This window comes from Roseateles sp. T103 (genome assembly GCF_057219915.1).
Genome location: NZ_JBXVVS010000003.1, coordinates 148610 through 172696, shown reverse-complemented (window position 1 = coordinate 172696; position 24087 = coordinate 148610). Strand labels below are relative to the sequence as shown.

General features: G+C 70.4%; 25 protein-coding genes and 1 riboswitch. Of the genes, 10 read left to right on the top strand and 15 right to left on the bottom strand.

Going from position 1 to position 24087, the window contains the following annotated elements; translation table 11 throughout:
* Positions 1–2: 2 nt before the first annotated feature.
* The 4 genes from AC2EBS_RS11040 to glpD are packed head-to-tail and all read right to left on the bottom strand — an operon-like array spanning position 3 to position 4499.
* The gene (locus AC2EBS_RS11040; protein ID WP_484728471.1) at positions 3–1031 is read right to left on the bottom strand and encodes an MlaD family protein; all 1029 of its coding nucleotides are present in this window, start codon (positions 1029–1031) and stop codon (positions 3–5) included.
* On the bottom strand, positions 1028–1807 hold the full coding sequence (locus tag AC2EBS_RS11035) for an ABC transporter ATP-binding protein (RefSeq protein WP_484728470.1): 780 nt from the start codon (positions 1805–1807) through the stop codon (positions 1028–1030). Before AC2EBS_RS11035 ends, AC2EBS_RS11040 begins: the two co-directional genes overlap by 4 nt.
* Positions 1807–2928 carry an MlaE family ABC transporter permease gene (locus AC2EBS_RS11030; protein WP_484728469.1) on the bottom strand — a complete coding sequence of 374 codons (1122 nt, stop codon included), beginning with the start codon at positions 2926–2928 and terminating at the stop codon, positions 1807–1809. The genes AC2EBS_RS11035 and AC2EBS_RS11030 overlap by 1 nt, the downstream gene beginning before the upstream one ends.
* Complete coding sequence (gene glpD / locus AC2EBS_RS11025) at positions 2925–4499, bottom strand: glycerol-3-phosphate dehydrogenase (protein WP_484728468.1); 1575 nt, start codon at positions 4497–4499, stop codon at positions 2925–2927. The genes AC2EBS_RS11030 and glpD overlap by 4 nt, the downstream gene beginning before the upstream one ends.
* A gap of 131 nt (positions 4500–4630) precedes the next feature.
* Here glpD and glpK point away from each other — a divergent pair, with 131 nt between their 5' ends.
* A complete protein-coding gene (gene glpK / locus AC2EBS_RS11020; protein ID WP_484728467.1) occupies positions 4631–6133 on the top strand; it encodes a glycerol kinase GlpK in 1503 nt (500 codons plus the stop codon).
* A gap of 124 nt (positions 6134–6257) precedes the next feature.
* Positions 6258–6809, top strand: coding sequence for a c-type cytochrome (locus AC2EBS_RS11015; RefSeq protein ID WP_484728466.1), 552 nt, complete (start codon positions 6258–6260; stop codon positions 6807–6809).
* A gap of 19 nt (positions 6810–6828) precedes the next feature.
* On the opposite strand, the gene AC2EBS_RS11010 is transcribed toward AC2EBS_RS11015, so the two are convergent.
* From AC2EBS_RS11010 to AC2EBS_RS11000, 3 genes are all read right to left on the bottom strand, one after another.
* Positions 6829–7410, bottom strand: coding sequence for a TMEM165/GDT1 family protein (locus AC2EBS_RS11010; RefSeq protein WP_484728465.1), 582 nt, complete (start codon positions 7408–7410; stop codon positions 6829–6831).
* Between the two features lie 18 nt (positions 7411–7428).
* Positions 7429–7622, bottom strand: a riboswitch (yybP-ykoY riboswitch).
* Positions 7623–7626: 4 nt separating this feature from the next.
* The gene (locus AC2EBS_RS11005; RefSeq protein WP_484728464.1) at positions 7627–9099 is read right to left on the bottom strand and encodes a M16 family metallopeptidase; all 1473 of its coding nucleotides are present in this window, start codon (positions 9097–9099) and stop codon (positions 7627–7629) included.
* Entirely contained in the window at positions 9096–10544 is a 1449-nt protein-coding gene (locus AC2EBS_RS11000) for a M16 family metallopeptidase (protein ID WP_484728463.1), read from the bottom strand. Before AC2EBS_RS11000 ends, AC2EBS_RS11005 begins: the two co-directional genes overlap by 4 nt.
* Before the next feature lie 161 nt (positions 10545–10705).
* Between AC2EBS_RS11000 and AC2EBS_RS10995 the strand changes: the two genes are divergently transcribed.
* The 3 genes from AC2EBS_RS10995 (at position 10706) to AC2EBS_RS10985 (ending at position 12014) form a co-directional block, all read left to right on the top strand.
* On the top strand, positions 10706–11311 hold the full coding sequence (locus AC2EBS_RS10995) for a DinB family protein (protein ID WP_484728462.1): 606 nt from the start codon (positions 10706–10708) through the stop codon (positions 11309–11311).
* Between the two features lie 16 nt (positions 11312–11327).
* Positions 11328–11717 (top strand): VOC family protein, encoded by a 390-nt coding sequence (locus AC2EBS_RS10990; RefSeq protein ID WP_484728461.1) that lies wholly within the window; start codon positions 11328–11330, stop codon positions 11715–11717.
* A gap of 144 nt (positions 11718–11861) precedes the next feature.
* The gene (locus AC2EBS_RS10985) at positions 11862–12014 is read left to right on the top strand and encodes a DUF3149 domain-containing protein (RefSeq protein ID WP_484728460.1); all 153 of its coding nucleotides are present in this window, start codon (positions 11862–11864) and stop codon (positions 12012–12014) included.
* Position 12015: 1 nt separating this feature from the next.
* On the opposite strand, the gene AC2EBS_RS10980 is transcribed toward AC2EBS_RS10985, so the two are convergent.
* A complete protein-coding gene (locus AC2EBS_RS10980; protein WP_484728459.1) occupies positions 12016–12576 on the bottom strand; it encodes a GNAT family N-acetyltransferase in 561 nt (186 codons plus the stop codon).
* Between the two features lie 43 nt (positions 12577–12619).
* Here AC2EBS_RS10980 and AC2EBS_RS10975 point away from each other — a divergent pair, with 43 nt between their 5' ends.
* The 3 genes from AC2EBS_RS10975 to AC2EBS_RS10965 all read left to right on the top strand — a co-directional run bounded on the left by AC2EBS_RS10975 (position 12620) and on the right by AC2EBS_RS10965 (position 14382).
* Entirely contained in the window at positions 12620–13345 is a 726-nt protein-coding gene (locus AC2EBS_RS10975; RefSeq protein ID WP_484728458.1) for a helix-turn-helix transcriptional regulator, read from the top strand.
* A gap of 29 nt (positions 13346–13374) precedes the next feature.
* On the top strand, positions 13375–14058 hold the full coding sequence (locus AC2EBS_RS10970; RefSeq protein ID WP_484728457.1) for a Crp/Fnr family transcriptional regulator: 684 nt from the start codon (positions 13375–13377) through the stop codon (positions 14056–14058).
* Between the two features lie 129 nt (positions 14059–14187).
* Positions 14188–14382 (top strand): YgaP family membrane protein, encoded by a 195-nt coding sequence (locus AC2EBS_RS10965; protein ID WP_484728456.1) that lies wholly within the window; start codon positions 14188–14190, stop codon positions 14380–14382.
* A 25-nt stretch (positions 14383–14407) separates the two neighbouring features.
* Here the strand turns inward: AC2EBS_RS10965 and AC2EBS_RS10960 are convergent, their stop codons facing one another.
* The gene (locus tag AC2EBS_RS10960; RefSeq protein WP_484728455.1) at positions 14408–15505 is read right to left on the bottom strand and encodes an acyltransferase family protein; all 1098 of its coding nucleotides are present in this window, start codon (positions 15503–15505) and stop codon (positions 14408–14410) included.
* A gap of 189 nt (positions 15506–15694) precedes the next feature.
* Between AC2EBS_RS10960 and AC2EBS_RS10955 the strand changes: the two genes are divergently transcribed.
* Complete coding sequence (locus AC2EBS_RS10955; RefSeq protein ID WP_484728746.1) at positions 15695–16444, top strand: SDR family oxidoreductase; 750 nt, start codon at positions 15695–15697, stop codon at positions 16442–16444.
* Positions 16445–16588: 144 nt separating this feature from the next.
* On the opposite strand, the gene AC2EBS_RS10950 is transcribed toward AC2EBS_RS10955, so the two are convergent.
* From AC2EBS_RS10950 to AC2EBS_RS10925, 6 genes are all read right to left on the bottom strand, one after another.
* Positions 16589–17809: a vWA domain-containing protein gene (locus AC2EBS_RS10950; RefSeq protein ID WP_484728454.1), complete on the bottom strand. Its 1221-nt coding sequence runs from the start codon at positions 17807–17809 to the stop codon at positions 16589–16591.
* A 7-nt stretch (positions 17810–17816) separates the two neighbouring features.
* Positions 17817–18749, bottom strand: a complete 933-nt coding sequence (locus AC2EBS_RS10945) for an AAA family ATPase (protein ID WP_484728453.1) — start codon at positions 18747–18749, stop codon at positions 17817–17819.
* Between the two features lie 30 nt (positions 18750–18779).
* Positions 18780–19112 (bottom strand): hypothetical protein, encoded by a 333-nt coding sequence (locus tag AC2EBS_RS10940; RefSeq protein WP_484728452.1) that lies wholly within the window; start codon positions 19110–19112, stop codon positions 18780–18782.
* 72 nt (positions 19113–19184) lie between these two features.
* On the bottom strand, positions 19185–19982 hold the full coding sequence (locus AC2EBS_RS10935) for an FAD binding domain-containing protein (RefSeq protein ID WP_484728451.1): 798 nt from the start codon (positions 19980–19982) through the stop codon (positions 19185–19187).
* Positions 19983–19996: 14 nt separating this feature from the next.
* The gene (locus tag AC2EBS_RS10930; RefSeq protein WP_484728450.1) at positions 19997–22354 is read right to left on the bottom strand and encodes a xanthine dehydrogenase family protein molybdopterin-binding subunit; all 2358 of its coding nucleotides are present in this window, start codon (positions 22352–22354) and stop codon (positions 19997–19999) included.
* Between the two features lie 13 nt (positions 22355–22367).
* Positions 22368–22838: a (2Fe-2S)-binding protein gene (locus AC2EBS_RS10925; RefSeq protein WP_484728449.1), complete on the bottom strand. Its 471-nt coding sequence runs from the start codon at positions 22836–22838 to the stop codon at positions 22368–22370.
* 236 nt (positions 22839–23074) lie between these two features.
* Here AC2EBS_RS10925 and AC2EBS_RS10920 point away from each other — a divergent pair, with 236 nt between their 5' ends.
* On the top strand, positions 23075–24073 hold the full coding sequence (locus tag AC2EBS_RS10920) for an XdhC family protein (protein ID WP_484728448.1): 999 nt from the start codon (positions 23075–23077) through the stop codon (positions 24071–24073).
* Positions 24074–24087: the final 14 nt, after the last annotated feature.

Sequence of the window (24087 nt, the reverse complement as noted above, 5' to 3'; positions counted from 1 at the left end):
CCTCACTTGCTGTCGCCACGGCGGCCCTTGAGCACAGACTCGGGCTGCTGCTCCAGCGTCTCGGCCAGCTCGCGCAGCGCGCGCGCGGCGCGCGCCAGATCGCCCAGGCTGCGCTGCAGGTTCTGCTGCAGCGGCGCCTCGTCCGCCGCCATGCCGCGCAGCTGCGCGGCACCAGCGGCCAGCTCGTCGGCGGCGCGGCGCATGCTCAGCACCAGCGGCGCATCCGGTGCCACGGTTTCCGCCACGTTCTTGGTGGCGGCATCGATGCGCTGGAAGGTCTCGTCCACCCGGGCGGCAGCGCGGCTCACATCGCCCATGGCCTCGCGCATCGCATCGGCTGCCTCGCGGGCGCTGCCGAGCGTGGGCTCGGCCTGCTTGTTCAGCTTGCCCATCACGCTGCGCATCTCGCTGCTGGCCTTGGCGATGTCGCGCAGCGTCTGCTGCAGCTCGGGGCTGGCCAGCAGCGCGCGCGTCGAGCTGGCGATCGCCGAGATGTCGGCCACCAGGCGCTTGATGTCCAGCTCCTCGACCTGGCTGCGCAGCTCCTGGAAGGGCATCGCGATGGTCGGAATCTCGTTGGCCGCCTCGGGGTTCACGCGCAGGCTGCGCTTCTCCGGATGAAAGTCCAGGTCCACATAGAGCTGGCCGGTGAGCAGGCTCTGCGTGGCCAGCTGCGCGCGCAGGCCGCGCTCGACCAGCGATGGGATCGCGCGGCCCAGGTCCGGCACGTCGCCGGCCACGCTGCGCAGCATCTTGCGGTCCAGCTCGGCGGTGACCGGGATCACCACGCGATGGCCGCCGCGGTCGTAGGCCAGGTCGATGTCGGCGATGCTGCCGACGCGCACGCCGCGGAACACCACCGGCGCGCCGACCTGCAGGCCGTAGATCGAGCCGCCGAAGTGCATCACCGCCAGCTGCTTGCGCGTCCACAGCTGCCCGCCGGCCAGCACGACCACGGCGATGAACAGCAGCGTCAGCGCACTGACGACGAACATGCCCAGCAGCGCCGGGTTGGACTTGCGGCGGCTCATGTAGGTCGCACTCCCCGGCGCAGGAACTCGCGCACGCTCTGCGGCCCGTGCTCCAGCAGGGCTTGCGGACTGTCCAGCGCAGTCATGGTCTTCTCCTTGGCGTCCAGAAACAGCGCGCGGTCGGCCACCGCGAAGATGCTGTCCAGCTCATGGCTGACCAGCACCACCGTCGTGCCCAGATGATCGCGCAACTGCAGGATCAGTTCGTCCAGCCGCGCCGATGTGAGCGGGTCCAGGCCGGCCGAGGGCTCGTCCAGGTAGAGCAGCGGCGGGTCCAGCGCCATCGCGCGGGCGATCGCGGCGCGCTTCTTCATGCCGCCGCTGAGGTCCGAGGGCATCAGCTCGAAAGCACCGTCCAGCCCCACCAGCGCCAGTTTGAAGCGCGCCACGGTGGCGATCTCCTGATCGCTCATCGACGTCGATTCGCGCAGCGGCAGCATCACGTTCTCGCCCACCGTCATCGAGCTCCACAGCGCGCCGGCCTGGAAGGCCACGCCGAAGCGGCGACGCAGCTGCTCGAGCTCGGCCTCGTCGGCCTCGGCCAGGTCGAGCTCGCCGTAGCGGATGCTGCCCGCCGCGGCCGGCTGCAAGCCGATCAGCGCGCGCAGCAGCGTGCTCTTGCCGCAGCCGCTGCCGCCCATCAGCACGAGGATCTCGCCAGGCCGCACCTCGAAGTTCAGGCTCTGCATCACCAGCTTGTCGCCATAGGCCAGCGTCAGGTCCTGCACACAGATCAGCGGCTCCTGGCTTGCGGTGGCGGCTGCGTTCAGTTCCATCACCAGTCCAGCTTCTGGAAGATGATCGTCAGCATCGACGCCGCGACGGTGATCCACACGATGGCCTGCACCACCGCGGCCGTCGTCGCCTCGCCCACCGCCTGTGCGCTGCGGCCCGCATAGATGCCCTGACGGCAGCCGGCCAGCGCCACCAGCATCGCGTACACCGTGCCCTTGAACAGGCCGATCGCCAGATGCTTGAGCTCCAGCGCGTCGCGCGTGCGGCTCAGGTACTCGAAGGTCTCGAGGTCGAAGACGAACACCGCCACCAGCAGGCCGGCGATGCAGCCGACCAGCGCGGCGTAGGCGGTCAGCAGCGGCGCCATCAGCGTCATCGCCAGCACGCGCGGCAGCACCAGGTTCTCGATCGGATTGAGGCCGATGGAGCGCAGCGCATCGACCTCCTCGTTGGCCTGCATCGTTCCCAGCTGCGCAGCAAACGCCGCACCGACGCGGCCGGCCAGGATCACGCCCGTCATCAGCGCCGCGACCTCGCGCACCACGCCGATGGCCACCAGATCGGCCATGTAGATCTGCGCGCCGAAGCGCTGCAGCTGCGCCGCGCCCATATAGGCAATGATCAGCCCGACCAGGAAGCACACCAGCGAGACGATGCCCAGGCTGCCCGGCCCGGTGACCTGCAGCTGGAAGAGCAGATCGGCGCCGCGCATCGCGCTCTTGCCGCGCAGCAGATGGCCCAGGCCATAGAGCACCTCGCCGACAAAGGTGAGACTTTCGCGCGCGCGCACGACGCGCTCCTGCATATGGCGCCCCACCGCCGCCAGCGCGGTCTCGCGCAGCGGCGGCCCGGCGGGGCGGCCGGCGCCCGCCAGCGCCAGCACCTCGCGCAAGCCTTCGGGCAGGGCGGCGGTGTCCAGCGCGCGATTGCTCTCGGCGGCCAGCGACCACAGCGCCGCCGCCAGCGCGCTGTCGTAATGACTCAGGCCGGCGTCGACGGCGCGCAGCAGTGCGGCTTCGGGCGCCGCCGCCGGCAGCGGCGGCAGGCTGGCCTTGCCGCGCCAGTCGCCCGACAGATGCAGCAGCAGCACCCGCCCTTCCCCGACGGGCAGCTCCCAGCGCGCTTGCGGCAAGGCCGGGTCGGCAGTGGCGTTGGTCCTCATGCCCTGTTGTTCTTGTTCCTCTCGGCCATCCAGTGTGCCACCGCCTCGTGCTGTGCCGGGCCATAGTGAAGGCCGAGTTTGGAACGGCGCCACAGCACGTCGTCGGCCTCGCGCGCCCACTCTTCGCGGCACAGGTAGTCGAGCTCGGCTTCGTACAGGCCGGCAGCCACCTCGCGGCCGAGCTCGGCGGCCAAATTGGCGCCACCGACGATGCGGTCGATGCGACTGCCATAGGCATGGCACAGGCGTCGCAGCAGCACCAGCGGCATCCAGTCCCAGCGCTGCCGCGCCGCGGTGACCAGGCGCTCGAAGTCGGTGTCAGGTCTTGCCGGCTGGCCTATCCAGCGGTCCAGGTCGCCGCCGGGCAGGCAGGCCTCGGCGGTCCAGGCCTCGCGCGGCTCGCCCAGCATCTCGCCCAGCGCATCGGCGGCCTCCTCGGCGAGGCGGCGGAAGGTGGTGATCTTGCCGCCCCAGACATTGAGCAGCGGCGCAGCGGCGGTGTCGCGCTCCAGCAGATAGTCGCGCGTCACCGCCGAGGCGCTGCCGCTGGCATCGTCGAGCAGCGGGCGCACGCCGGCATAGCTCCAGCGCACCTCCTCCGGCCGCACCGGCCGCGCGAAGTAGCGGCTGGCCTGCTCGCAAAGATAGGCGATCTCGTCGGGCGCGATCTGCGCCTTGGCCCGCCCGGCCAGCTCGGCCGCCGGGACTTCCATGTCGGTGGTGCCGATCAGCGTGAAGGCATGCTCGTAGGGAATCGCGAAGATCACCCGGCCGTCAGGGCTCTGGAACAGATAGGCATGGTCGTGGTCGAAGCAGCGCGGCACGACGATATGGCTGCCCTTGACCAGACGCAGGCTCTTGCTGGCCAGCGGCTCGCCGGCCGCAGGCCGCGCGATCTCGCGCAGAAAGCTCTCCGCCCAGGGGCCGGCGGCATTGACCAGCGCGCGGGCGCGCACGCGGCGCGGCCCGGCAGGTGCGGCGATCTCGACATCCCAGCCCTGGGCATCGCGGCGCGCTGCGGTGACCGGGCTGCGCGTCAGCACCTCGGCGCCGCGCTCGCGCGCATCCAGCGCGCACAGCAGCACCAGGCGCGCGTCGTCCACCCAGCCGTCCGAATAGACGAAACCGCGCCGGTAGCCGGCCTTCAGCGGTGCGCCAAGCGGGCTGTCGGTCAGGCGCACGCCGGCAGAGTCGGGCAAGACCTCGCGGCGCGCCAGATGGTCGTAGAGAAACAGGCCCAGACGCACCATCCAGGCCGGCCGCATCGAGGCGTCGTGCGGTACGACGAAGCGCAGCGGCCACATGATGTGCGGCGCGCTGCGCAAGAGGCGCTCGCGCTCCTGCAGCGCCTTGCGCACCAGGCCGAACTCGTAGTACTCGAGATAGCGCAGCCCGCCATGGATCAGCTTGGTCGAGGCCGACGAGGTGTGGCTGGCCAGATCGTCGGCCTCGGCCAGCAGCACGCGCCAGCCGCGGCCAGCGAGGTCGCGCGCGATGCCGGCACCGTTGATGCCGCCACCGACGACGACGACGTCGTAGGCCGCGCTGGGCTGGGCATTCGGTGCGGACATCCTGTGGCGTGGCGGGCAGGCGCGATGCGGTGCCTGCATTCTCTGCCGGAATCGTGACGCCAGTCAGCACCCTAAACTCGGCGCACAAATCGCCATAGATCGCCATCGAGCGGCCGTCTCGGAGACCAGCCATGACCCAGCCCACGCACCTGCTCGCCCTGGACCAGGGCACCTCCAGCTCGCGCGCCATCGTCTTCGCCGCCGACGGCGCCATCGTCGCGATGGCGCAGCGCGAATTCCGCCAGATCTATCCGCAGCCTGGCTGGGTGGAGCACGACCCGCTGGAGATCTGGCAGACCCAGCTCGACACCGCGCGCGAGGCGCTGCAGCGCGCCGGTCTGGCCGCGCGCGATATCCGCGCCATCGGCATCACCAACCAGCGCGAGACCACGGTGCTCTGGGACCGCCGCACCGGAGCGCCGCTGCACAACGCCATCGTCTGGCAGGACCGCCGCACCGAGCCGAGCTGCGCCGCGCTGCGCGCGCAAGACCTGAGCCCGCTGGTGCGCCAGACCACCGGCCTGGTGATCGACCCGTATTTCTCCGGCACCAAGCTGAAGTGGCTGCTCGACCATGTGCCCGGCGCGCGCGTACGTGCCGAGGCCGGCGAGCTGGCCTTCGGCACCGTGGACAGCTGGCTGCTCTGGCAGCTGACCCAGGGCGCCGTGCATGCCACCGACGTCAGCAATGCAGCGCGCACCATGCTGTTCGACGTGCGCCGCAACGACTGGAGCGAGGAGCTGCTGGCGGTGCTGGACATTCCGCGCAGCCTGCTGCCGGCGGTGCATCCGTCGGCCCATGCCTACGGCCAGGCGGCGGCCGCGCTGCTCGGTGCCGAGATCACTATCGGCGGCATCGCCGGCGACCAGCAGGCCGCCCTGTTCGGCCAGGCCTGCTTCAAGCCCGGCATGGCCAAGAACACCTACGGCACCGGCTGCTTCATGCTGATGCACACCGGCGAGCGCTTCGAGACCTCGGCCAACGGACTGATCACCACCAGCGCCGCGCAGACGCGCAAGACTCCAGAGTTCGCGCTGGAAGGCAGCGTCTTCATCGGCGGCGCGGTGGTGCAGTGGCTGCGCGACGGACTGCATGCGATCAAGGCCAGCTCCGAGGTCCAGGCGCTGGCCGAGAGCGTGCCCGATGCCGGCGGCGTGATGTTCGTACCCGCCTTCACCGGCCTGGGCGCGCCGTACTGGAAGGCCGATGCGCGGGGATCAATAGTCGGCCTGACGCGCGGCAGCACGGTGGCACACATCGCCCGCGCCGCGCTGGAGAGCATCGCCTTCCAGAGCGCCGCACTGCTGCAGGCGATGAGCAAAGACGCCGTCGCCGCTGGCGGCCAGCCGGTCTCCGAGCTGCGCGTGGACGGCGGCGCCTGCGTCAACGACCTCTTGATGCAGTTCCAGGCCGATCTGCTGGGCATCCCGGTGGTGCGCCCCCAGGTGATCGAGACCACCGCGCTGGGCGCCGCCTATCTGGCCGGACTGAGCAGCGGCCTGTATCGCAGCCTTGACGAGCTGGCCGCGCAGTGGCGGTCGGAGCGCGTCTTCACGCCGACGCTGCCGCGCGAACGCGCTGCCGAGGCAATGGCGCGCTGGGAGCACGCGGTGCGGCAGGCCGTGGCCGATTGAGTCGCACGACTGCCGGCGCGGCCGACGGAACTGGGGATACCGGCCAGCAGGCCGGAGGCCTAGCATCCGCGGCCGGCAGTGCCCGTGGGGCGTCGTGCCACACAGCGCTTCCAAGGAGATCTCGATGCGTCGACCAGGTCTGACCCCGCTGCGCTGCCGTGCGATCCTGCCAGCCGTGCTCCTGCTGTTGCCCATGCTGGCGCCTGCCTCGCCCGCGGACCAGATCGCGCGTGGCGGCTATCTGGTGCGAGCCATGGGCTGCGCCGACTGCCACACACCGATGACGATGGGGCCGCAAGGGCCGGTGCCTGATTTCGCACGCGGCCTGTCCGGCCATCCACAAGGCATGGCGCTGCCGCCGGCGCCGGCAGCGCAAGGCCCTTGGGGCTGGGGTGGCGCACTCAGCAAGACCGCCTTCTGGGGACCCTGGGGCACCAGCTACGCCAGCAATCTGACGCCGCATGCAAGTGGGCTTGGCGGTTGGACCGAAGCCGAATTCATCGGCTCGATGCGCAACGGCAAGCACCGCGGCAGCGGGCGGCCGGTGGCGCCACCGATGCCCTGGCCCGCTTTCAGCCAGCTGAACGATGCGGATCTGAAGGCCATGTTCGCCTACCTGATGGCGCAGCCAGCCGTGAGCAACGAGGTGCCGCCTTACCAGCCGCCAGCGAAATAGCCGGGCAGCGCCCGGCAGGCTAGAAGCCCAGCGACTCGCCCGCGCCCAGCAACGTCGCCACCCCCAGCGCCGCAAAGATCGCCGCGGCGATGCCGTGCACCAGCCGCACCGGGATCTTGTGGGCGATGCGGTCACCGAGCAGCACAGCCGGCACATTGGCGACCATCATGCCCAGCGTGGTGCCTGCGACCACGGCCCAGAGCTCCTGGAAGCGCGCGGCCATCGCCACGGTGGCGATCTGGGTCTTGTCGCCCATCTCGGCCAGGAAGAACACGACGATGGTGGTGCCCAGCACGCCGAGCTTGCCGCTGCCGCCGCCTTCGACCTCGTCGTCGATCTTGTCCGGAATCAGCATCCACACCGCCATCGCGACAAAGCCCACACCCAGGATCCAGCGCAAGGCCTGCGGCGAGAGCAGCGTGGTCAGCCAGGCACCGACGGCGCCCGCCGCCGCGTGGTTGACCACCGTCGCGATGAGTATGCCCAGGCAGATTGGCAGCGGCTTGCGAAAGCGTGCCGCGAGCAGGAAGGCGAGCAACTGGGTCTTGTCGCCGATTTCGGCCAGCGCCACGAGGCCGGTGGAGACGAGGAAGGCTTCCATATGCAAGTTCACTCCACGGCCTGAACGCAAGATCCAGCATTGACCATGCGCCTCCGGCCGGACCGAGGTGCATGGTCAAAGGTCTTGCCAGGTGTGGACACTGCCCGCGCCATGCCGCGCAGGGGCTGCGCGACAAGTCTGTTGACACGGGCCGGCATGCGCGTCGTCTGATCTTTCGACGGCTGCCGCGGCTACTCCCCAATGACAGCAGGGATTCTAGCGGCTGCGCAAGCTGGGGCTGGCGGGGTCGAGCCGGTGATGCGGAATGATCCAGGCCGCCGTGTCGAGCTGGCGCAGCGCCGAGCCTGCTGCGGCGACATCCGCCACCACCACGCGCCGCAGCTCCTCGGCACGCCAGCGCTGCGCCTGCAGCCAGCTGTGCAGCTGCGAAGGCGTCACCTGCGCCAGCGCCTCGGGCAGGCGCTGCAGCTCGGCGAGCGGGCGGCCGGACAGCGCCTGCTCGACCAGCAGGCCGGCCAGCGTCGCGGTGGTCTCCAGATCGCGGCCATGGCTGCCCAGCAGCGCGGCGCGGCGCGCGTCGAGTTCGGCGGCGCCGATCTCTTCGTCGGCCAAACGCAGCCATTCCGCGCCCATCAGCGCCAGCGCCTCGGCAGCGAGTGCCGGCCGCGTCTGCGTGCTGGACAGCAGCAGGCCGGCACCGCCAGCGCTCTCGGCCTCGCAGCCCACGCCATAGGACAGGCCGCGGCGGATGCGCAGCTGCTGGTTCAGCCGCGACGAATAGCCCTGGCCCAGCACTGTCAGCGCCAGCCGGGCTTCGGCGCCCAGGGCCGCGGCCGCCGGGAAAGGCGCGGCCATCGCAATGACCGCCTGCGCCGCGCCAGGCCGATCGACGATCAGCGTGCGCGGCGGCAGCTCGCTGGGCTGCAGGCGCCGACGCTCGGGCAAGGGCTGCGTGCCCGGGCGCCAGTCGCCGAACTGCCGCAGGGCCAGGCTGCGCGCCTCGTCGAGATCGATGTCGCCGGCCAGCACCAGCACGCAGGCATCGGGCCGCACGCGGCGCTGCTGCTCGAGCAAATCACGTCGCGTCAGTCGCGCCAGGCCGGCAGCCCCCGGCAACAAGCCGGAAGCGCCGGCGCCCCAGTGCAGCCGCCGGGCCAGCAGCGGCGCCAACTGGGCCGCGTCGTCGAGCTGCTGACGGCGCGCGTCGAGCAGTTCCTCGCGGCCGCGTTCGATCTCCTCGGGCGCCAGCATGGGCTGCAGCAGCAGATCTCCCAGCAGGGCCAGCGCCTCGTCCAGCGCCGGCCGCGCCACCGTCAGTCCGAGGCTGCCGGCCTCGGCCAGGGTCTCCACCTCCAGCGTGGCGCCCAGGCTCTCGGCCGCAAAGGCGATGTCGTCGGAGCTATTGGGTTCGCCATCGCGCAGCACACCGCGGCTGGCCACCAGCAGGTGCAAGCGTGCCAGCCCCATCCTGGCTTCGTCATCGCCCAGGCTGCCGGCTGCGGTAAGCAGCAGCCGCACGCTGACCAGCGGCACGCCGCGGCGCGGCGCGACCAGCACGCGCAGGCCATTGGGCAGCACCGTCTCCCCGAGTTCAGGCTGCAGCAGCGGCAGCGCCGGCCCGGGCGCCGGCGGACGATCGAAGCCCTGTGCCCGCAGCGGCAGCGCGGCGCTGGCCAGCAGCGCGGCCAGCCAGCGGCGCCGGCTCGGCAGCAAGGCCGGGTTGCTCATGTGCTGGCTCCGGTCCTGCGCGGCTCGTAGAGCACGCCGACGCGCGGCGCCTGCAGCAGCCAGCGCTGCACCGCACGCTGGACCTCGGCCGCACCGATGCGCTGCGAGGCGGCGAGCTCGGCATCAGCGGCCAGCGCATCGCCGCGCAACAGCAGGGATTCGCCCAGCACCAGCGCACGGCCCTCAGCGGTCTCGCGCGCCGCGAGCGCCTGCACCAGCAGCTGTGCGCGCGCCTTGGCCAGCTCGCGTGGCGGCAGCGGCTCCTGCGCCAGGCGCTGGATCTCGCGGTACAGCGCGCCGGCCAGAGCCTCGGGGCTGCTGCGGGCGCCATCGGCGCCGATCGCATGCGCGACGATCAGGCCGGCCTCGGCATTGAGCATCAGCTCGAAACCGGTGCTTTGCGCCAGACGCTGGCGATAGCTCAGCCGGTCGGCCAGCCGCGCGGTCTCGCCCTGGCCCAGCAGCGCCGCCGCCATACGCAATGCCGCGCCGTCGGCATGTGCCGCCGGCGGCCCCTGCCAGAGCAGCGCGGCTGCGGGCTGGGCGCCGCGCGGTGCGCTGAGGCGATGCACGCTGTCGCGCTCGAGACGGGGTTCGCTGGCCGCTGCGGCCGGCAAGGCTTCGCTCCCCGCAGGAATGCTGCCGAAGTAATGGTCGACCCAGCGGTCCAGCTGCCCCGCATCGAACCGCCCCGCGACGACGAGCACTGCGTTGTCCGGCCGGTAGTGCCGCGCATGGAAGGCGCGCACCTCTGCCAGTGTGGCGGCTTCCAGGTCGACCAGCTCGCCGATCACCGGGCGCCGGTAGCCGTGCTGCTGGTAACCCAGCCCGGGCAGCGCATGGAACAGCGGGCCGTAGGGATCGCCCAGCACGCGCTGGCGCAGCTCCTCCTTGACCACCTCGCGCTCGCTGTCCAGGCTGGCCTGGCTGACATCCAGATTGGCCATGCGTTCGGCCTCGGCCCACAGCAGCGGCTCCAGCTGACTGGCCGGCACCTGGCTGTGGAACACCGTCATGTCCGCCGTCGTGAAGGCGTTGTTGCTGCCGCCGACGTCCTCAGTCAGGCGGTCGATCTGCTCGGCCGCCATATGGCGCGTGGCCTTGAACATCAGGTGCTCGAACAGATGCGCGAAACCGCTGCGCCCCTGCGGATCGTTCTTGCCACCGACGCGGTACCAGAGCTGCACCGCGACGGTGTTGCCCAGCGGCTCGGCATCGGCCAGCGTCAGCAGGCGCAGGCCGTTGGCCAGGCGGCGCTCGCGTGGCGCCAGCGCCGGCAGCAGTGGCAGCGCAAGAGGCGCCGCATGAGCCAGACCCAGGCTGCCAGCACCCGGCAGCATGCCAGCCAGCGCCACCGCCACGCCGGCCTGCAGCCAGCCGCGCCGCTGCGATGGCAGCACTGCCGGGGAATGCCTGTCGATGATGGCGCCGCGACCTCCTCTCATGGCCGCCAGCATAAGCGCCAGCACCATGCACCCGCGCCGCGCTGATGCGCGCTGTCGACACCGCTTGCCGGGACGGCGCCGCCGTGCATGCTGACAGGTGCTGTCAGCAGACGGCGAACAGACTGGCGGCATCGACATCGACGCCCCCCGAGGAGACCCCGATGACCGGCCACCCGACGCCGCAGCGCGATCCGCTGTCGCACCACCTGCTGACCATGGCCTACAACAATGCCTGGGCCAACGAGCGCCTGCTGCATGCCTGCGCCGCGCTGAGCTCCGAGGACTTCGTCGCCCGGCGCACGAGCTTCTTCCCGTCGCTGCGCGCGACCCTGAACCACAACCTCTGTGTCGACTGGTTCTACCTCGAGGCGCTGGAGCGCGAGCTGCGCGGCGATCCGCCCGATCCCGACTGTTACCGCTTCTTCGCCGAGCCTGAGCCCATGGCCGACTGCGCCACGCTGCATGCCGCCCAGCGCGCGGCCGACCAGCGCCTGATCGCCTACTGTGCCGCACAGCATGACGCCGAGCTGCAGCGCCCGGTGACGATAGACCGCCCCGGACGGCCCCAGCAGGACACGCGGCTGCGCCTGCTGGCCCATCTGTTCGAGCACCAGATCCACCACCGCGGCCAGGCCCATGCCATGCTCGCCGGCACCGCGGTGAAGCCGCCGCAGCTCGACGAATTCTTCTGCGCCGGCGAGGCGCATCTGCGCGCGCCGGAGTTCGCCCGCCTGGGCTGGACCGAAGAGGCGATCTGGAACACCTGAGCAACCGGGAGCCGCCATGCAATTCGCCTACACCATCGCCTACGTGGCCGACGTCGCCGCGTCGCTTGACTTCTTCGAACGCGCCTTCGGCCTGCAGCGCCGCTTCCTGCACGAGTCGGGCGGCTACGGCGAGCTGGAGACCGGCGCCACGGCACTGGCCTTCGCGCAGCACGAGGTCGCGCTCGGCAATCTGGGCCAGGCCTACGCGCCGCTGGATGCGGTCCGCCGCCCGCCCGGCATCGAGATCGGCCTGGCCTGCGCCGATGTGAACGCCGCCTACCAGCAGGCGCTCAGTGCCGGCGCCCAGGCGCTGCTGCCGCCGACGACCAAGCCCTGGGGCCAGACCGTCGCCTATGTGCGCTGCCCCGATGGCTGCCTGGTGGAGCTGTGCACGCCCATGGCGTGAGGACGCGGCCAGCCTGCCGGCCGCTTCTGAGCTGGATCAACGCTTTGCGTTTTCGATGCGGAGGCTTCCGGCAGCTTGCGCGAACGCAAGCGCGCGCGAGCCAGAAAGGCGCCGAATAGGCGCGTCGCAATGATGGAGCGAGAAATGCAAGCTCTCCAAGTCCTGTTCGGTTCCGATGTCGGTCTGATGAGTCTGGCGGTGATCGCCATCACCTTGGGCATGGGTGCCTTCTACCTGCGCTATTTCCTCAAGCACATGCATGAGGACGAAGCGCGCCAGAAGCAGTTGCAGCACTGAGTCAGAGTTCGCGCTCGAACAGCTTGTTCGCGTAGGCCGCGTCTTCAAAGTGGTAGACGCTGTCGCCGAGCAAGCGGTAATCGCAGCGCGGATAAAAGGCCAGCGCCCGCTGATTGCCGGCCCACGCGGTGAGCCATAGGCGCTGCGCGCCTAGCTGGCGCGCCTGCACCTCGGCAGCGCGCAACAGCGTGCGGCCCCAGCCGCGGCCGGTGTAGCGCTGCTGCAGATAGAGCCGCTCGAGTTCGCACGCGGTCAGGCCGTCTTGCGGCAGCAGCTCATGCGTGGCCCCATGCAGCAACTGGGCGAAGCCGATCAAGGCCTCGGGCCGCTCGCGCAGCGAGGCAAGCACGAAGCACCGTCGCGCGTCGGCGAAAGCCTTGCCGAAGACCGCCGGCGTCAGCAGGGTCTGCACCTCGCGCGCCATCGCTAGGTCGGCGCCCTCGGTGGCATAGGTTTCCAGAAACACCTGGGTCGCCAGCGCGGCAAGCGCCGGCACATCCTCGGCCTGCGCCGGACGGAGACGCAAGGCCTGTGGCGATTCATTGCTGGCGTGCTCGTGCATGGGCGGCGATGGTAAGGCCTCACCTGCCGCACAATGGCACCCCATGCGCCGTGCCGACCGCCTGTTCCAGCTCGTCCAGCTGATCCGTGGACGCCGTCTGTCGACGGCGGACTTTCTTGCCGAGCGGCTGGAGGTCTCGCCGCGCACCGTCTATCGCGATGTCGCCGCGCTGCAGCAGCAGGGCGTGCCGATCGAGGGCGAGGCCGGCGTCGGCTACCGCATGCGCGCCGGCTTCGACCTGCCGCCGCTGATGTTCACCAAGGCCGAGGCACAGGCGCTGGTCGCAGTGGTGCGGCTGGCGCGACTGCAGCTGGACCGCGGACTGGCCGAGCCAGCCGAGGCCGCGCTGTCCAAGATCATGGCGGTGCTGCCGCCGGCCGCGCGTGCCGCGGCCGAGAGTCTGGCCGTCTATGCGCCGACGTCGGGCATGGATGCGGCGATGAGCGAGCGCCTGGCCCAGCTGCGCGAAGCCACCGAGAACCGCAGCAAGCTGCGCCTGCACTACCTGGATCTGGCCGGCGCCACGAGCGAGCGCATCGTGCGGCCGCTGGGTTGTTTCTTCTGGGGCCCGGTATGGACGGTGTCGGCCTGGTGCGAGCTGCGCGAGGACTTCCGCAGCTTCCGCGTCGACCGCATCCAGCGCCTGGAGGTGCTGGCCGAACGCTTCCGCGACGAGCCGGGCAAGACCCTGGCCGACCTGCAGCGCCGCGAGGCCGAGGAGCATCAGCGGCAGCAACAGCAAGAACAGCTCGCCCGCGCCACGGCCTGACGCCGCTTCGTTCGCCCCGCCGCATCGCTATGAGCAAGGCCGCCGCACCCAGCCCGGACCAGATCCAGCGCCTGCTGGCCCAGTACCCCGCCGTCGCCGCGCTGCCCACGCCGCTGCGCGATACCGTGCTGGCCGAGCATGCGGTGGCGCTGCAAGTGCCGGCCGGTGCGCTGCTGTTCAGCGAGGGCCAGCGCTGCCAAGGCTTTCCGATGGTGCTGACGGGCGAGGTGCGCGTCGCGCGCGGCGCGCCCAACGGCCGTTCGCTGGAGCTCTACCGCGTGCAGCGCGGCGAGCTCTGCGTCGCGTCGACCTCCTGCCTGTTCGGCCAGGCGGTGCTGGCCGCGCACGGCGTCAGCACCGAGCCCTGCGAGCTGGTCATGCTCGACCCGCAGGGCTTCGCGCTGTGGACCGCCGACGAGGGCTTGCGCCGCTATGTGTTCGGCATCTTTGCCGAGCGCATCGCCGACCTGATGGCACTGGCCGAAGCGGTGGCCTTCCAGCGCCTGGACCAGCGCCTGGCCAGCGCGCTGCTCGGCCACGGCATGGTGCTGCAGACCACGCACCAGCAGCTGGCCGACGAGCTGGGCACGGTGCGCGAGATCGTCACCCGGCTGCTCAAGCGCTTCGAGCGCGAAGGCTGGCTGACGCTGGGCCGCGAGCGCATAGCGATCCGCGACGCCGCGGCGCTGCGCGCCCTGGCCAGTGGCGGCTGACCCGCACTGAGCGACTGGCGGCGGTCGGCGCCGCTGTGTGACTGCAGTTACAGACGCCGGTCGCACGCGCTGCGACAGTGCCTGCACGGGCTGGAGGCAGCCCCGCCCAATCACTTCAAGGAGAAGCACATGAAGAGCAATGTCGGCGGCATCGACCGCATCCTGCGCATCGTCGTCGGTCTGGCGCTGATCGTCGCCGCAGTGACCGGCGCGGTGGGCGTCTGGGGCTATATCGGCATCGTGCCGCTGCTCACCGGCCTGTTCCGCTTCTGCCCCGCCTATCCGCTGCTGGGCATGAACACCTGCCCGATGAAGCAGGAGTAGGAAGCAGCAGCGCGGCTGCGCCGGCTCAGATCCGGCGCAGCAGGGCCGGCAGCGCGACCTGCACGCGCGACGCCGGCTGCTCCACCCAGCGATAGAACAGCGCGGCGGCCAGATTGCTCAGCGCCCAGGCGGCCAGCATCGCCAGCGGGCCGAACCAGGGATGCTCGGGGTCCTTGTGCTCGAACAGGGCGTTGACCAGCAGCAGCACCGAGAAGTGCACCAGGAACAGCGCATAGGACTGGGTGCCCAGCTTGTCGAGCAGCTGGGCCAGCCGCTCACCAAATTGCAGTGGCGGCCGCGCGGACAGGCTCCAGGCCGCCAGCACGGCCACCGTGCCCAGCGCCAGCGCGACGCGCGCTCGCCAGTCCGCGGCCAGCGCGGCCAGCACCAGCAGCACCAGCAGACCCGCCAGCGGCAGGCGCCAGCGCCGTACCAGCGGGTGACGCTCGAGCAGATGCAGCAGCACGCCCAGGCCATAGGCGCCGAAGAAGTACGGTGCCCAGTTGTCCAGCGCGGCGTCGCGGTTGAAGACGAACAAGGAGCCCGCCACCAGCAGCAAGGTCAGCAGTGGCACGACCAGCGGGCGCAGCGGCGCCGGCGCGCGCCGCGCGAACCAGGCCAGCGCGAGCAGCAGCGCGAAGAGCTGCAGATCGATCGCCACGTACCAGGCGCCGACGGTCAGCGACTCGTAGCCCAGCACGCCGTGCAGCAGCAGCGCATGAGCCAGCAGTTGGTCTGCGGCGACCGGCTGCTGCGGCAGCAGCTCGGGCAGCCAGGGCGCGACCAGCCAGTAGCAGGCCAGCGTCAGCAGCACCGCAGCCATGAAAGGCAGGCCCAGGCGCAGGTGGCGGCTCCACAGCAGGGCAGCCGGCGCGGCACCGGCGCGCAGCGCCTGCCCGTCGGGCAGCAGGCCGCGCGCACTCAGGTAGCCGCCGACGACCAGGAAGACCTGCACCGCCATGCGCGCATGATCGTAGAGCCAGGCGATCAGCCCGGGAGCAAGCTCCTGCACCGCCTCGGCCACCGGCCCATAGGCAGCCAGATGGTGCAGCACGATGCACTGCGCGGCGACCGCCTTGAGCGCGTCGATGTGAGACAGGCGCGATGGTTTGCTTGCAGGCATGGACGGCGCCGCCTTGCGAGACGGTGCGAGAGACCGGTAGGTAGGCAGGGAGGGTGGCGAAGCGCCAGGCCGGAGCGCCCTCTTGGTCGATGCGGTGCCGGCGCGCCATTGTATGGGGGTGTCCGGCTACCATCGCCGCAGGCCTCCGCTGGGGGCCGCCAACAAGGAGGATGCACCGCCATGGACAAGATGCTGCAGGACAAGGTCGCGCTGGTCACCGGCGCTTCGTCGGGAATAGGACGTGCGATCGCGCTGGTGTGGGCCCGCGAAGGCGCCAAGGTCGTGGTCTCTGACCTCAACGTGGCCGGCGGAGAAGAGACTGCTGCGCTGGTGCGCGCCCAGGGCGGCGAGGCGATCTTCGTCGCCGCCGACGTGGCCCGGCCCGAGGATTGCGAGGCGCTGGTGGCGCGCACCGTGACGCAGTACGGCCGCCTCGACGTGGCCTGCAACAACGCCGGCATCGGCGGCCCTCAGGCCCTGGTGGCCGACTATCCGCTGGACGGCTGGGCCCAGGTGATAGCCATCAACCTGTCCGGCGTGTTCTACGGCATGAAGTACCAGATCGCCGCGATGCTCAAGAGCGGCGGCGGTTCCATCGTCAACGTCGCCTCCATCCTCGGCGCGGTGGCCTTCCCCACCGCCGCGGCCTACACCGCCGCCAAGCACGGCGTGCTGGGCCTGACGCAGGCGGCAGCGCTGGAGTACAGCGCGCAAGGCATACGCATCAATGCGGTCGGCCCGGGCTTCATCCACACGCCGATGATCAGCGCGCTGGAGGCCGACAAGGCGATCAACGAGATGCTGGTGGCCGCTCATCCGATAGGCCGGCTGGGCCGGCCCGAGGAAGTGGCCGAGCTGGTGGCCTGGCTGTCCTCGGCGCGCGCCTCCTTCGTCACCGGCAGCTACTACCCGGTGGACGGCGGCTACCTGGCGCGCTGATCCGCAGCGCTCATCGGCGCGGCGGCCTGAAGATAGCCCCCAGCCAGCCCAGGTACCAGGCGAGCAGGCGCTGCCACAGGCCGCGCGGCGGCTCGCCGGCTGCGGCAGGCCGGAGCGGAACAAGATCCTGCTCGTGCGTGGGTTTCATCGTGCGGGGCCGGCAGGGTGCCGGATCAAGTGTCGGGCCAGGTCTTCAAGACTGGCCAGATTGTGCGCCGGCAGGTGAAGGCTGACCTCGGGCAGCAAGGCGCGTATGCCGGCGGCCCTGGGTTCGAAGCCCTCGAAGCGCAGCAGCGGATTCAGCCAGACCAGGCGCCGGCAGGACAGGCGCAGGCGTCGTGCCTCGAAGGCCAGCGCCGCAGCGCCGGCCTCGCCTTGCTCCAGCCCGTCGCTGATCAGCAGCACGGTGGCATCGCTGGCCAGCACGCGGCGCGCCCAGTCGCGGTTGAACTGGTGCAGGCAGTCGCTGATGCGCGTGCCGCCCGACCAGTCGGCCACGCGGCCGGCGACGCTGGCCACCGCAAGGTCGGGGTCGCGCTGGCGCAGCAGCCGCGTGATGCGCGTCAGCCGCGTGCCGAAGACGAAGCTCTCCACCCGCGGCGCATGGCGCCGCTCGGCCGGATTGGCCAGGCCATGGGCCAGGTGCAGCAGCATGCGCGAATAGCGCGTCATCGAGCCGGAGATGTCAGCCAGCACCACCAGCGGCGCGACGCGCTCGCGCGGCCGCTCGCGACGCGGCTGCAGCAGTTCGCTGCGACCGGCCACACGCAGCGTGGCGCGCCACGCGATGCGACCCTGCGTGGCGGCGGCGTGGCGGCGCGTGCGGCGCGTCTCGAAGAAGGGCTGCAGCTGTGCGACGAGCTGGCGCGCCTGCGCCCATTCCTCGCGCGTCATCGTCTCGAAGTCCTTCTGGCGCAGCACTTCCTTGTCGCTCCAGGACAGCTGCGCGTCGATCTCGATCTGCTGCTCAGGCGGCCGTGCGCTGTCGGGCGGCGGCGGCGCGTGCGGAAACAGCGCGTCGGCCAGACGGCGGTTCTCGGGCGGCGGCGGCAGGCCGGCTTTTGCATCGGTGCGCGGCAGCAGCATCGCCATCACGCGGCCGAGCAGGTCGGGGTCGCGCCAGAAGATGTGAAAGGCCTGCTCGAACAGCGCGCGATGCTCGGCGCGGTCGATCAGGCAGGCCGCCAGCGTGGCCCTGAAGTCGCCGCGCGATTCGAGCCCGGCCACCTGCAGCGCGTCGAGCGCCAGCAGCACGCGGTCCGTGCCCACCGGCATGCCGGCTTCGCGCAGCACGCGCGCGAAGTGCATGACGTTCTCGGCAAGGTGGTGATGCGTCGCCTGGCCGGCGACAGCCCGCCCGCTCATGCTTGCCTCAATTGCCGACGCCCTCAGCCTTGAGCTGGGCGAGCAGCCGCGCCGCCTCCGAGCCCTGCACCTTGGCGATGTCGTCCTGGTACTTCAGCAGCACGCCCAGCGTGGAGTTCACCGTCACCGGGTCCAGTGCCAGCGCGTCGAGCTCGAGCAGCGCGCGCGACCATTCCAGCGTCTCGGCCAGGCCGGGCAGCTTGTACAGGTCCATGCGGCGCAGGCCCTGCACGAAGGCGACGATCTGCTGCGCGAGCAGCTCGGCTATGCCCGGCTGGCGCAGGCGCAGGATCTCCAGCTCGCGCGCCGCCACGGGGAAATCCACCCAGTGGTAGAGGCAACGGCGCTTCACCGCGTCGTGGATCTCGCGCGTGCGGTTGCTGGTCAGCACGACGATGGGTGGCGTCAGCGCCTTGATCACGCCGAGCTCGGGAATGCTCAGCTGGAAGTCCGACAGCAGTTCGAGCAGAAAGGCCTCGAAAGGCTCGTCGGCGCGGTCCAGCTCGTCGATCAGCAGCACCGGCGGTCCGGACTGCGCCAACGCATGGGCCGGGTCGATGGCCTGCAGCAGCGGGCGCGCGATCAGAAAACGCCGGCTGAACAGCTCGGCGGCCAAGGCCTCGCGGCTGGCACCACCATCGCTGGCCGCCTCGATCAGGCGGATCTCCAGCATCTGGCGCGCGTAGTTCCATTCATAGGCTGCCGCCGCGATGTCCAGACCCTCGTAGCACTGCAGGCGGATCAAGGGCCGGCCCAGCATGGCCGCCAGCGCCTTGGCCACCTCGGTCTTGCCGGTGCCCGGCTCGCCTTCGAGGAACAGCGGCCGCTGCAGCCGCAGCGACAGAAACGCCACCGTGGCCAGCTCCCGCGAGGCCACATAGCCCTGCGCACGCAGCAGCGCGATGGTGGCGTCGATGCTGGCGGGCAGCGCCGTGCTCATGGCCACCCCGGCAAGGAGTTGCAGCGCGCCTCAGCTCCGCTCGGCTTCGGCCTGTCGAAGCAGCTCCTGCAGCGCGTTGACGCGTGCGCGCAAGTCGCGAACCTGACCGTAGGCCGTCGCAGACATGAATGCGCCGAAAGCAGCCACCCAAGCGAGCGCGAACTGACCCTCGCTCTGCATAGAAAGGGCATAGGCGACGACACCTGAACCAAAGAACACAAGCAGCACTGAGAGCAGGGATAGCGTCGGGCTCTCCGCAGAGAGCGTCTCGATGGCGCGGGCGCGACGCAAGGAGCGATCGAGCAGCTGCTCAGCTTCAGCTTCCGTCGGCGGAATCGTGTCGAATGATGGGCGTGCGGGCATCGGATGTCCTCCCTGACATCTTGTGTGATCGATCTGATCGCCGGCATGCTAACTCTATGACGGCCCGTCAACTCATCCCGCCGCGGCAACAGCCCGCCCGGCCAGCACCGGAATCAGCGCCGCGCGATAAACCGCCGAAGCGTGCAGGTCGGAATTCAGCCCTTCCTCGCTGACGCTGACCGCCTGCGCGGCCGCCGGGCTCCAGCTCTTCGCCAGTGCTTCCTCGATGGCCTGGACGCGGAACACGCCGGGGCCAGCGCCGGTCACCGCGACGCGCACGCCGCCGCCGGTCTTGGCGACGAACACGCCGACCAGCGAGAAGCGCGAGGCCGGCTGCTTGAACTTCTGCCAGGCGGCCTTCTCCGGCACCGGGAAGCTCACCGCGGTGATGATCTCGCCGGGCTGCAGCGCCGTCGTGTACAGACCCTGGAAGTAGTCGTCCGCGGCGATGACGCGCTTGTCGGTGTGGATGCTGGCGCCCAGGCCCAGCACGCCGGCCGGATAGCAGGCGGCCGGGTCGTTGTTGGCCAGGCTGCCGCCGATGGTGCCGACATTGCGCACCTGGCGGTCGCCGATATTGCCGGCCAGGTCCGCAAGAGCGGGAATCGCCTGCTGGACCTCCTTGGACGCGGCGACCTGCGCATGTGTCGTCATCGCGCCAATCACGAGGCGGCCGTTGTCCATGCAAACGCCGCGCAGCTCGGCAATGTCGCCCAGATCGACCAGCGCGTCGGGCGCGGCCAGGCCCAGCTTGACGGCGCCGAGCAGGGTCTGCCCGCCGGCGAGCAGACGCACGTCTTCGGCGGTGGCGCGCGCCAAGGCGCGCGAGGCATCGGCCAGCGAGGCCGCACGGGTGTAGGTGAAGCTCATGGCTGTCTCTCCCTTCAGCGATTGGCCTGGATCGCCTGCCACACGGTATGCGGCGTGGCGGGCATCGGCACGTCCTTCAGTCCGAGGGCATCGCAGATCGCGTTGATCACCGCGGGCGGCGAGCCGATCGCGCCGGCCTCGCCGCAGCCCTTCACGCCCAGCGGGTTGTGCGAGCAGGGCGTGCCCTTGGCGGTCTTCACCGTGAAGCTGGGCATGTCGTCGGCGCGCGGCATCGCATAGTCCAGATAGCTGCCGGTCATCAGCTGGCCGCTGTGGATGTCGTAGATGCCGTGCTCGAGCAGCGCCTGGCCTATGCCCTGGCCCAGTCCGCCGTGCACCTGGCCTTCGACGATCATCGGATTGACGACATTGCCGAAGTCGTCCACCGCGGTGAAGCGGTCCACGCGCACCACGCCGGTCAGCGGATCGACCTCGACCTCGCAGACATAGCTGCCGGCCGGATAGGTGAAGTTGGTCGGGTCGTAGAAGGCGTTCTCGTTGAGGCCGGGCTCCAGCTTGTCCAGCGGGTAGTTGTGCGGCACATAGGCAGTCAGCGCCACCGAGGCGAAGGGCACGGCCTTGTCGGTGCCGGCCACCTTGAACTGCCCGCCCTCGAACTCGATGTCGGTATCCGCGGCTTCGAGCAGATGCGCGGCGATCTTCTTGCCCTTGGCGATCACCTTGTCCACCGCCTTCACGATCGCGGTGCCGCCCACCGCCAGCGAGCGGCTGCCGTAGGTGCCCATGCCGAAGAGGATCTTGCCGGTGTCGCCATGCTGGATGTCCACATCGTCCAGCGGGATGCCCAGCTTGTCGGCCACCACCTGCGCGAAGGTGGTCTCGTGGCCCTGGCCATGCGAATGGCTGCCGGTGAAGATGGTCACCTTGCCGGTGGGATGCACGCGCACCTCGCCGGCCTCGAACAGGCCGGCGCGAGCGCCGAGCGCGCCAGCGATGTTCGACGGCGCCAGGCCGCAGGCCTCGATATAGGTCGAGTAGCCCAGGCCGCGCTTCAGGCCCTTGGCTTCGCTGGCCGCCTTGCGTGCGGCGAAGCCGGCCACATCGGCCAGCTCGATGGCCTGCGTCAGCGTGGCGTCGTAGTCGCCCACGTCATAGGTCAGGCCCACCGGCGTCGCATAGGGGAAGGTTCTGATGAAGTTGCGCCGGCGCAGCTCGGCCGGGTCTATCTTCAGCTCCTTGGCCGCGGTCTCGACCAGGCGCTCGACCACATAGGTGGCCTCGGGCCGGCCGGCGCCGCGGTAGGCATCGACCGGCGAGGTGTTGGTGAACACGCCGGTGACCTCGGCATAGATCTTCGGCGTCGTGTACTGGCCGGCCAAGAGCGTCGCATAGAGGATGGTCGGCACGCTGGACGCGAAGGTGGACAGGTAGGCGCCCAGATTGGCCGTGGTCTGCACGCGCATGCCGACGAACTTGCCGTTGGCGTCCAGGCCCAGCTCGGCCACCGTCACATGGTCGCGGCCATGCGCATCGGTGAGGAAGCTCTCGCTGCGCTCGGCCGTCCACTTGATCGGCCGGCCGACCTGCTTGCTGGCCCAGGTCAGCGCGGTCTCCTCGGCATAGAGAAAGATCTTCGAACCGAAGCCGCCGCCCACATCGGGCGCGACCACGCGCACCTTGTGCTCGGGAATGCCCAGCACGAAAGCGCACATCAGCAGGCGCTCCACATGCGGGTTCTGGTTGGCCACGTAGAGCGTCCAGCTGTCGTCGCCGGCGTTGTAGGACGCGTTCGCGGCACGCGGCTCGATCGCATTGGGGATCAGCCGGTTATTGCGGTACTCCAGCCGCGTGATGTGCGCGGCGCCGGCCATCGCCACATCGGTGCCGGCCTTGTCGCCGCAGCCCCAGGTGTAGCAGACGTTGTTGGGCGCCTCGTCGTGCACGCTGCTCGGCAGCTCGGCGGCCTCGGCCGGGTCTATCACCGGCGCCAGTTCCTCGTAGTCCACCTCGATCAGCATCGCCGCGGCCTTGGCCTGCGCATACGTCTCGGCCACCACCAGCGCCACCTGCTCGCCGACATGGCGCACCTTGCCGTCGGCCAGGATCGGGTGCTTGGGCTCCTTCATCGGGCTGCCGTCCAGGCTGTTGATCAGCCAGCCGCAGGGCAGGCCGCCCACTTCGCGGAAATGCGCGCCGGTGAAGATGGCCAGCACGCCCTCGGCCTGCTCGGCCGCCGCGGTGCTGACGCTCTTGATGCGCGCATGCGCGTACGGCGAGCGCAGGAAGTAGGCATAGGTCTGCCGCGGCAGCACGATGTCGTCGGTGTACTGGCCGCGGCCGGTGAGGAAGCGTCCGTCCTCGCGGCGCTTGACGCTCTGGCCGATCAGGCCCTTCTCGGTGGGTGCATTCATCGCCTGGCCCTCCTCACTTCATGCCCTGCGCGCCGGTCTGCACCGCACGCACGATGTTGTGATAACCGGTGCAGCGGCACAGATTGCCTTCCAGCCCGGCGCGGATCTCGGCCTCCGTGCCGCACTTGTGGTGCTGCACCAGGTCCACCGCGCTCATCACCATGCCCGGCGTGCAGAAGCCGCACTGCAGGCCGTGGCATTCCTTGAATGCGGCCTGCATCGGATGCAACTCGCCATTGGCGGCGGCCAGGCCCTCGATGGTGGTGATCTCGGCACCCTGCGCCTGCAGCGCGAGCATGGTGCAGGCCTTCACCGCGCGGCCGTTGAGGTGCACGGTGCAGGCGCCGCACTGGCCGGTGTCGCAGCCCACATGGGTGCCGGTGAGGGCAAGGTCCTCGCGGAGGAACTGCACCAGCAAGCGGTCGGTCGCGACTTCGCGCGTGACCGTCTTGCCGTTGACCTTGAGCGTTACTTTGTGGCTCATGCGCTGTCTCCTTTGCGCTTATCGGTTTTGAGTGGGATCAACCAGCGAGGCCGATGTTCGGCCCTGCCCTTGCGAGGCGCCATCCACCGTTTACCCGCATGTATGCCTATACAGCGACACGGCCGGCACCGGGTCTGCTGCCGGGTTTCGCCGACCGACGCGCGGGGTCGTGCGGCTGCGGGTATCGTTGGCGACCCCGTTGCACTGCTGAGCATGCCGGGCCATTGGGAGGAAACATGGACAACGTCGACCTGCAGGTGATGCGGCAGATCTCGGGCTGGCTGGCAGAAGGGCGCAGCGTGGTGATGGGCACCATCGTGCGGACCTGGGGCAGCGCGCCGCGGCCGGTGGGCGCAGTCGTCGCGATCCGCGACGACGGGTTGATCGCTGGCTCGGTGTCGGGCGGCTGCATCGAGGACGATCTGGTCGCCAAGCTGCGCGAAGGCGCGCTCAAGCTCAGCAAACCTGAACTGATCCGCTACGGCGTCGGCGCCGAGGCGGCGCAGCGCTTCGGCCTGCCCTGCGGCGGCACGCTGGAGCTGGTGCTGGAACCCTTGCACAAGGATTCGCAGCTCGACGAGCTGCTGGCGCGCCTGTCGCGTGGCGAGCGCGTGCAGCGCCGCCTGGAGATGAGCAGCGGCACGGTGACGCTCTCCGCCCCGCAGGCCGGTGCCGACGTGGTGCAGCTCTCCGACGCGGCGCTGGTCACGCACCACGGCCCGCAGTGGCGGCTGCTGATCATCGGCGCCGGCCAGCTGACCCAGTACCTGGCGAACATGGCGCTGGCGCTGGACTACCAGGTGCTGGTCTGCGACCCGCGCGACGAGTACCAGCCCGAGATTCCCGGCGCCACGCTGACGCGCGAGATGCCCGACGACGTGGTGCACGCCTTCGCGCCCGACGGCCACAGCGCGGTCGTCGCGCTGACCCACGATCCCAAGCTCGACGATCTGGCACTGATGGAGGCGCTGCAGTCGCCGGCCTTCTACGTCGGCGCGATCGGCTCGCGCGTCAACCAGGCCAAGCGCAAGGCGCGGCTGGCCGAGCACTTCGGCCTGACCGAGGCGCAGCTCGCGCGTCTGCATGGCCCGGTGGGCCTGCACATCGGCGCGCGCACGCCGCCGGAGATCGCGCTGTCCATCCTGGCGCACATGACGGCCGAGCGCTACGGCGTGGCGGTCAGCAGCCAGGACTGGGGCCGCGAGGCCGGCGCCCAGGCCGGCTGCAGCATCTGAGGACGAACACCGGA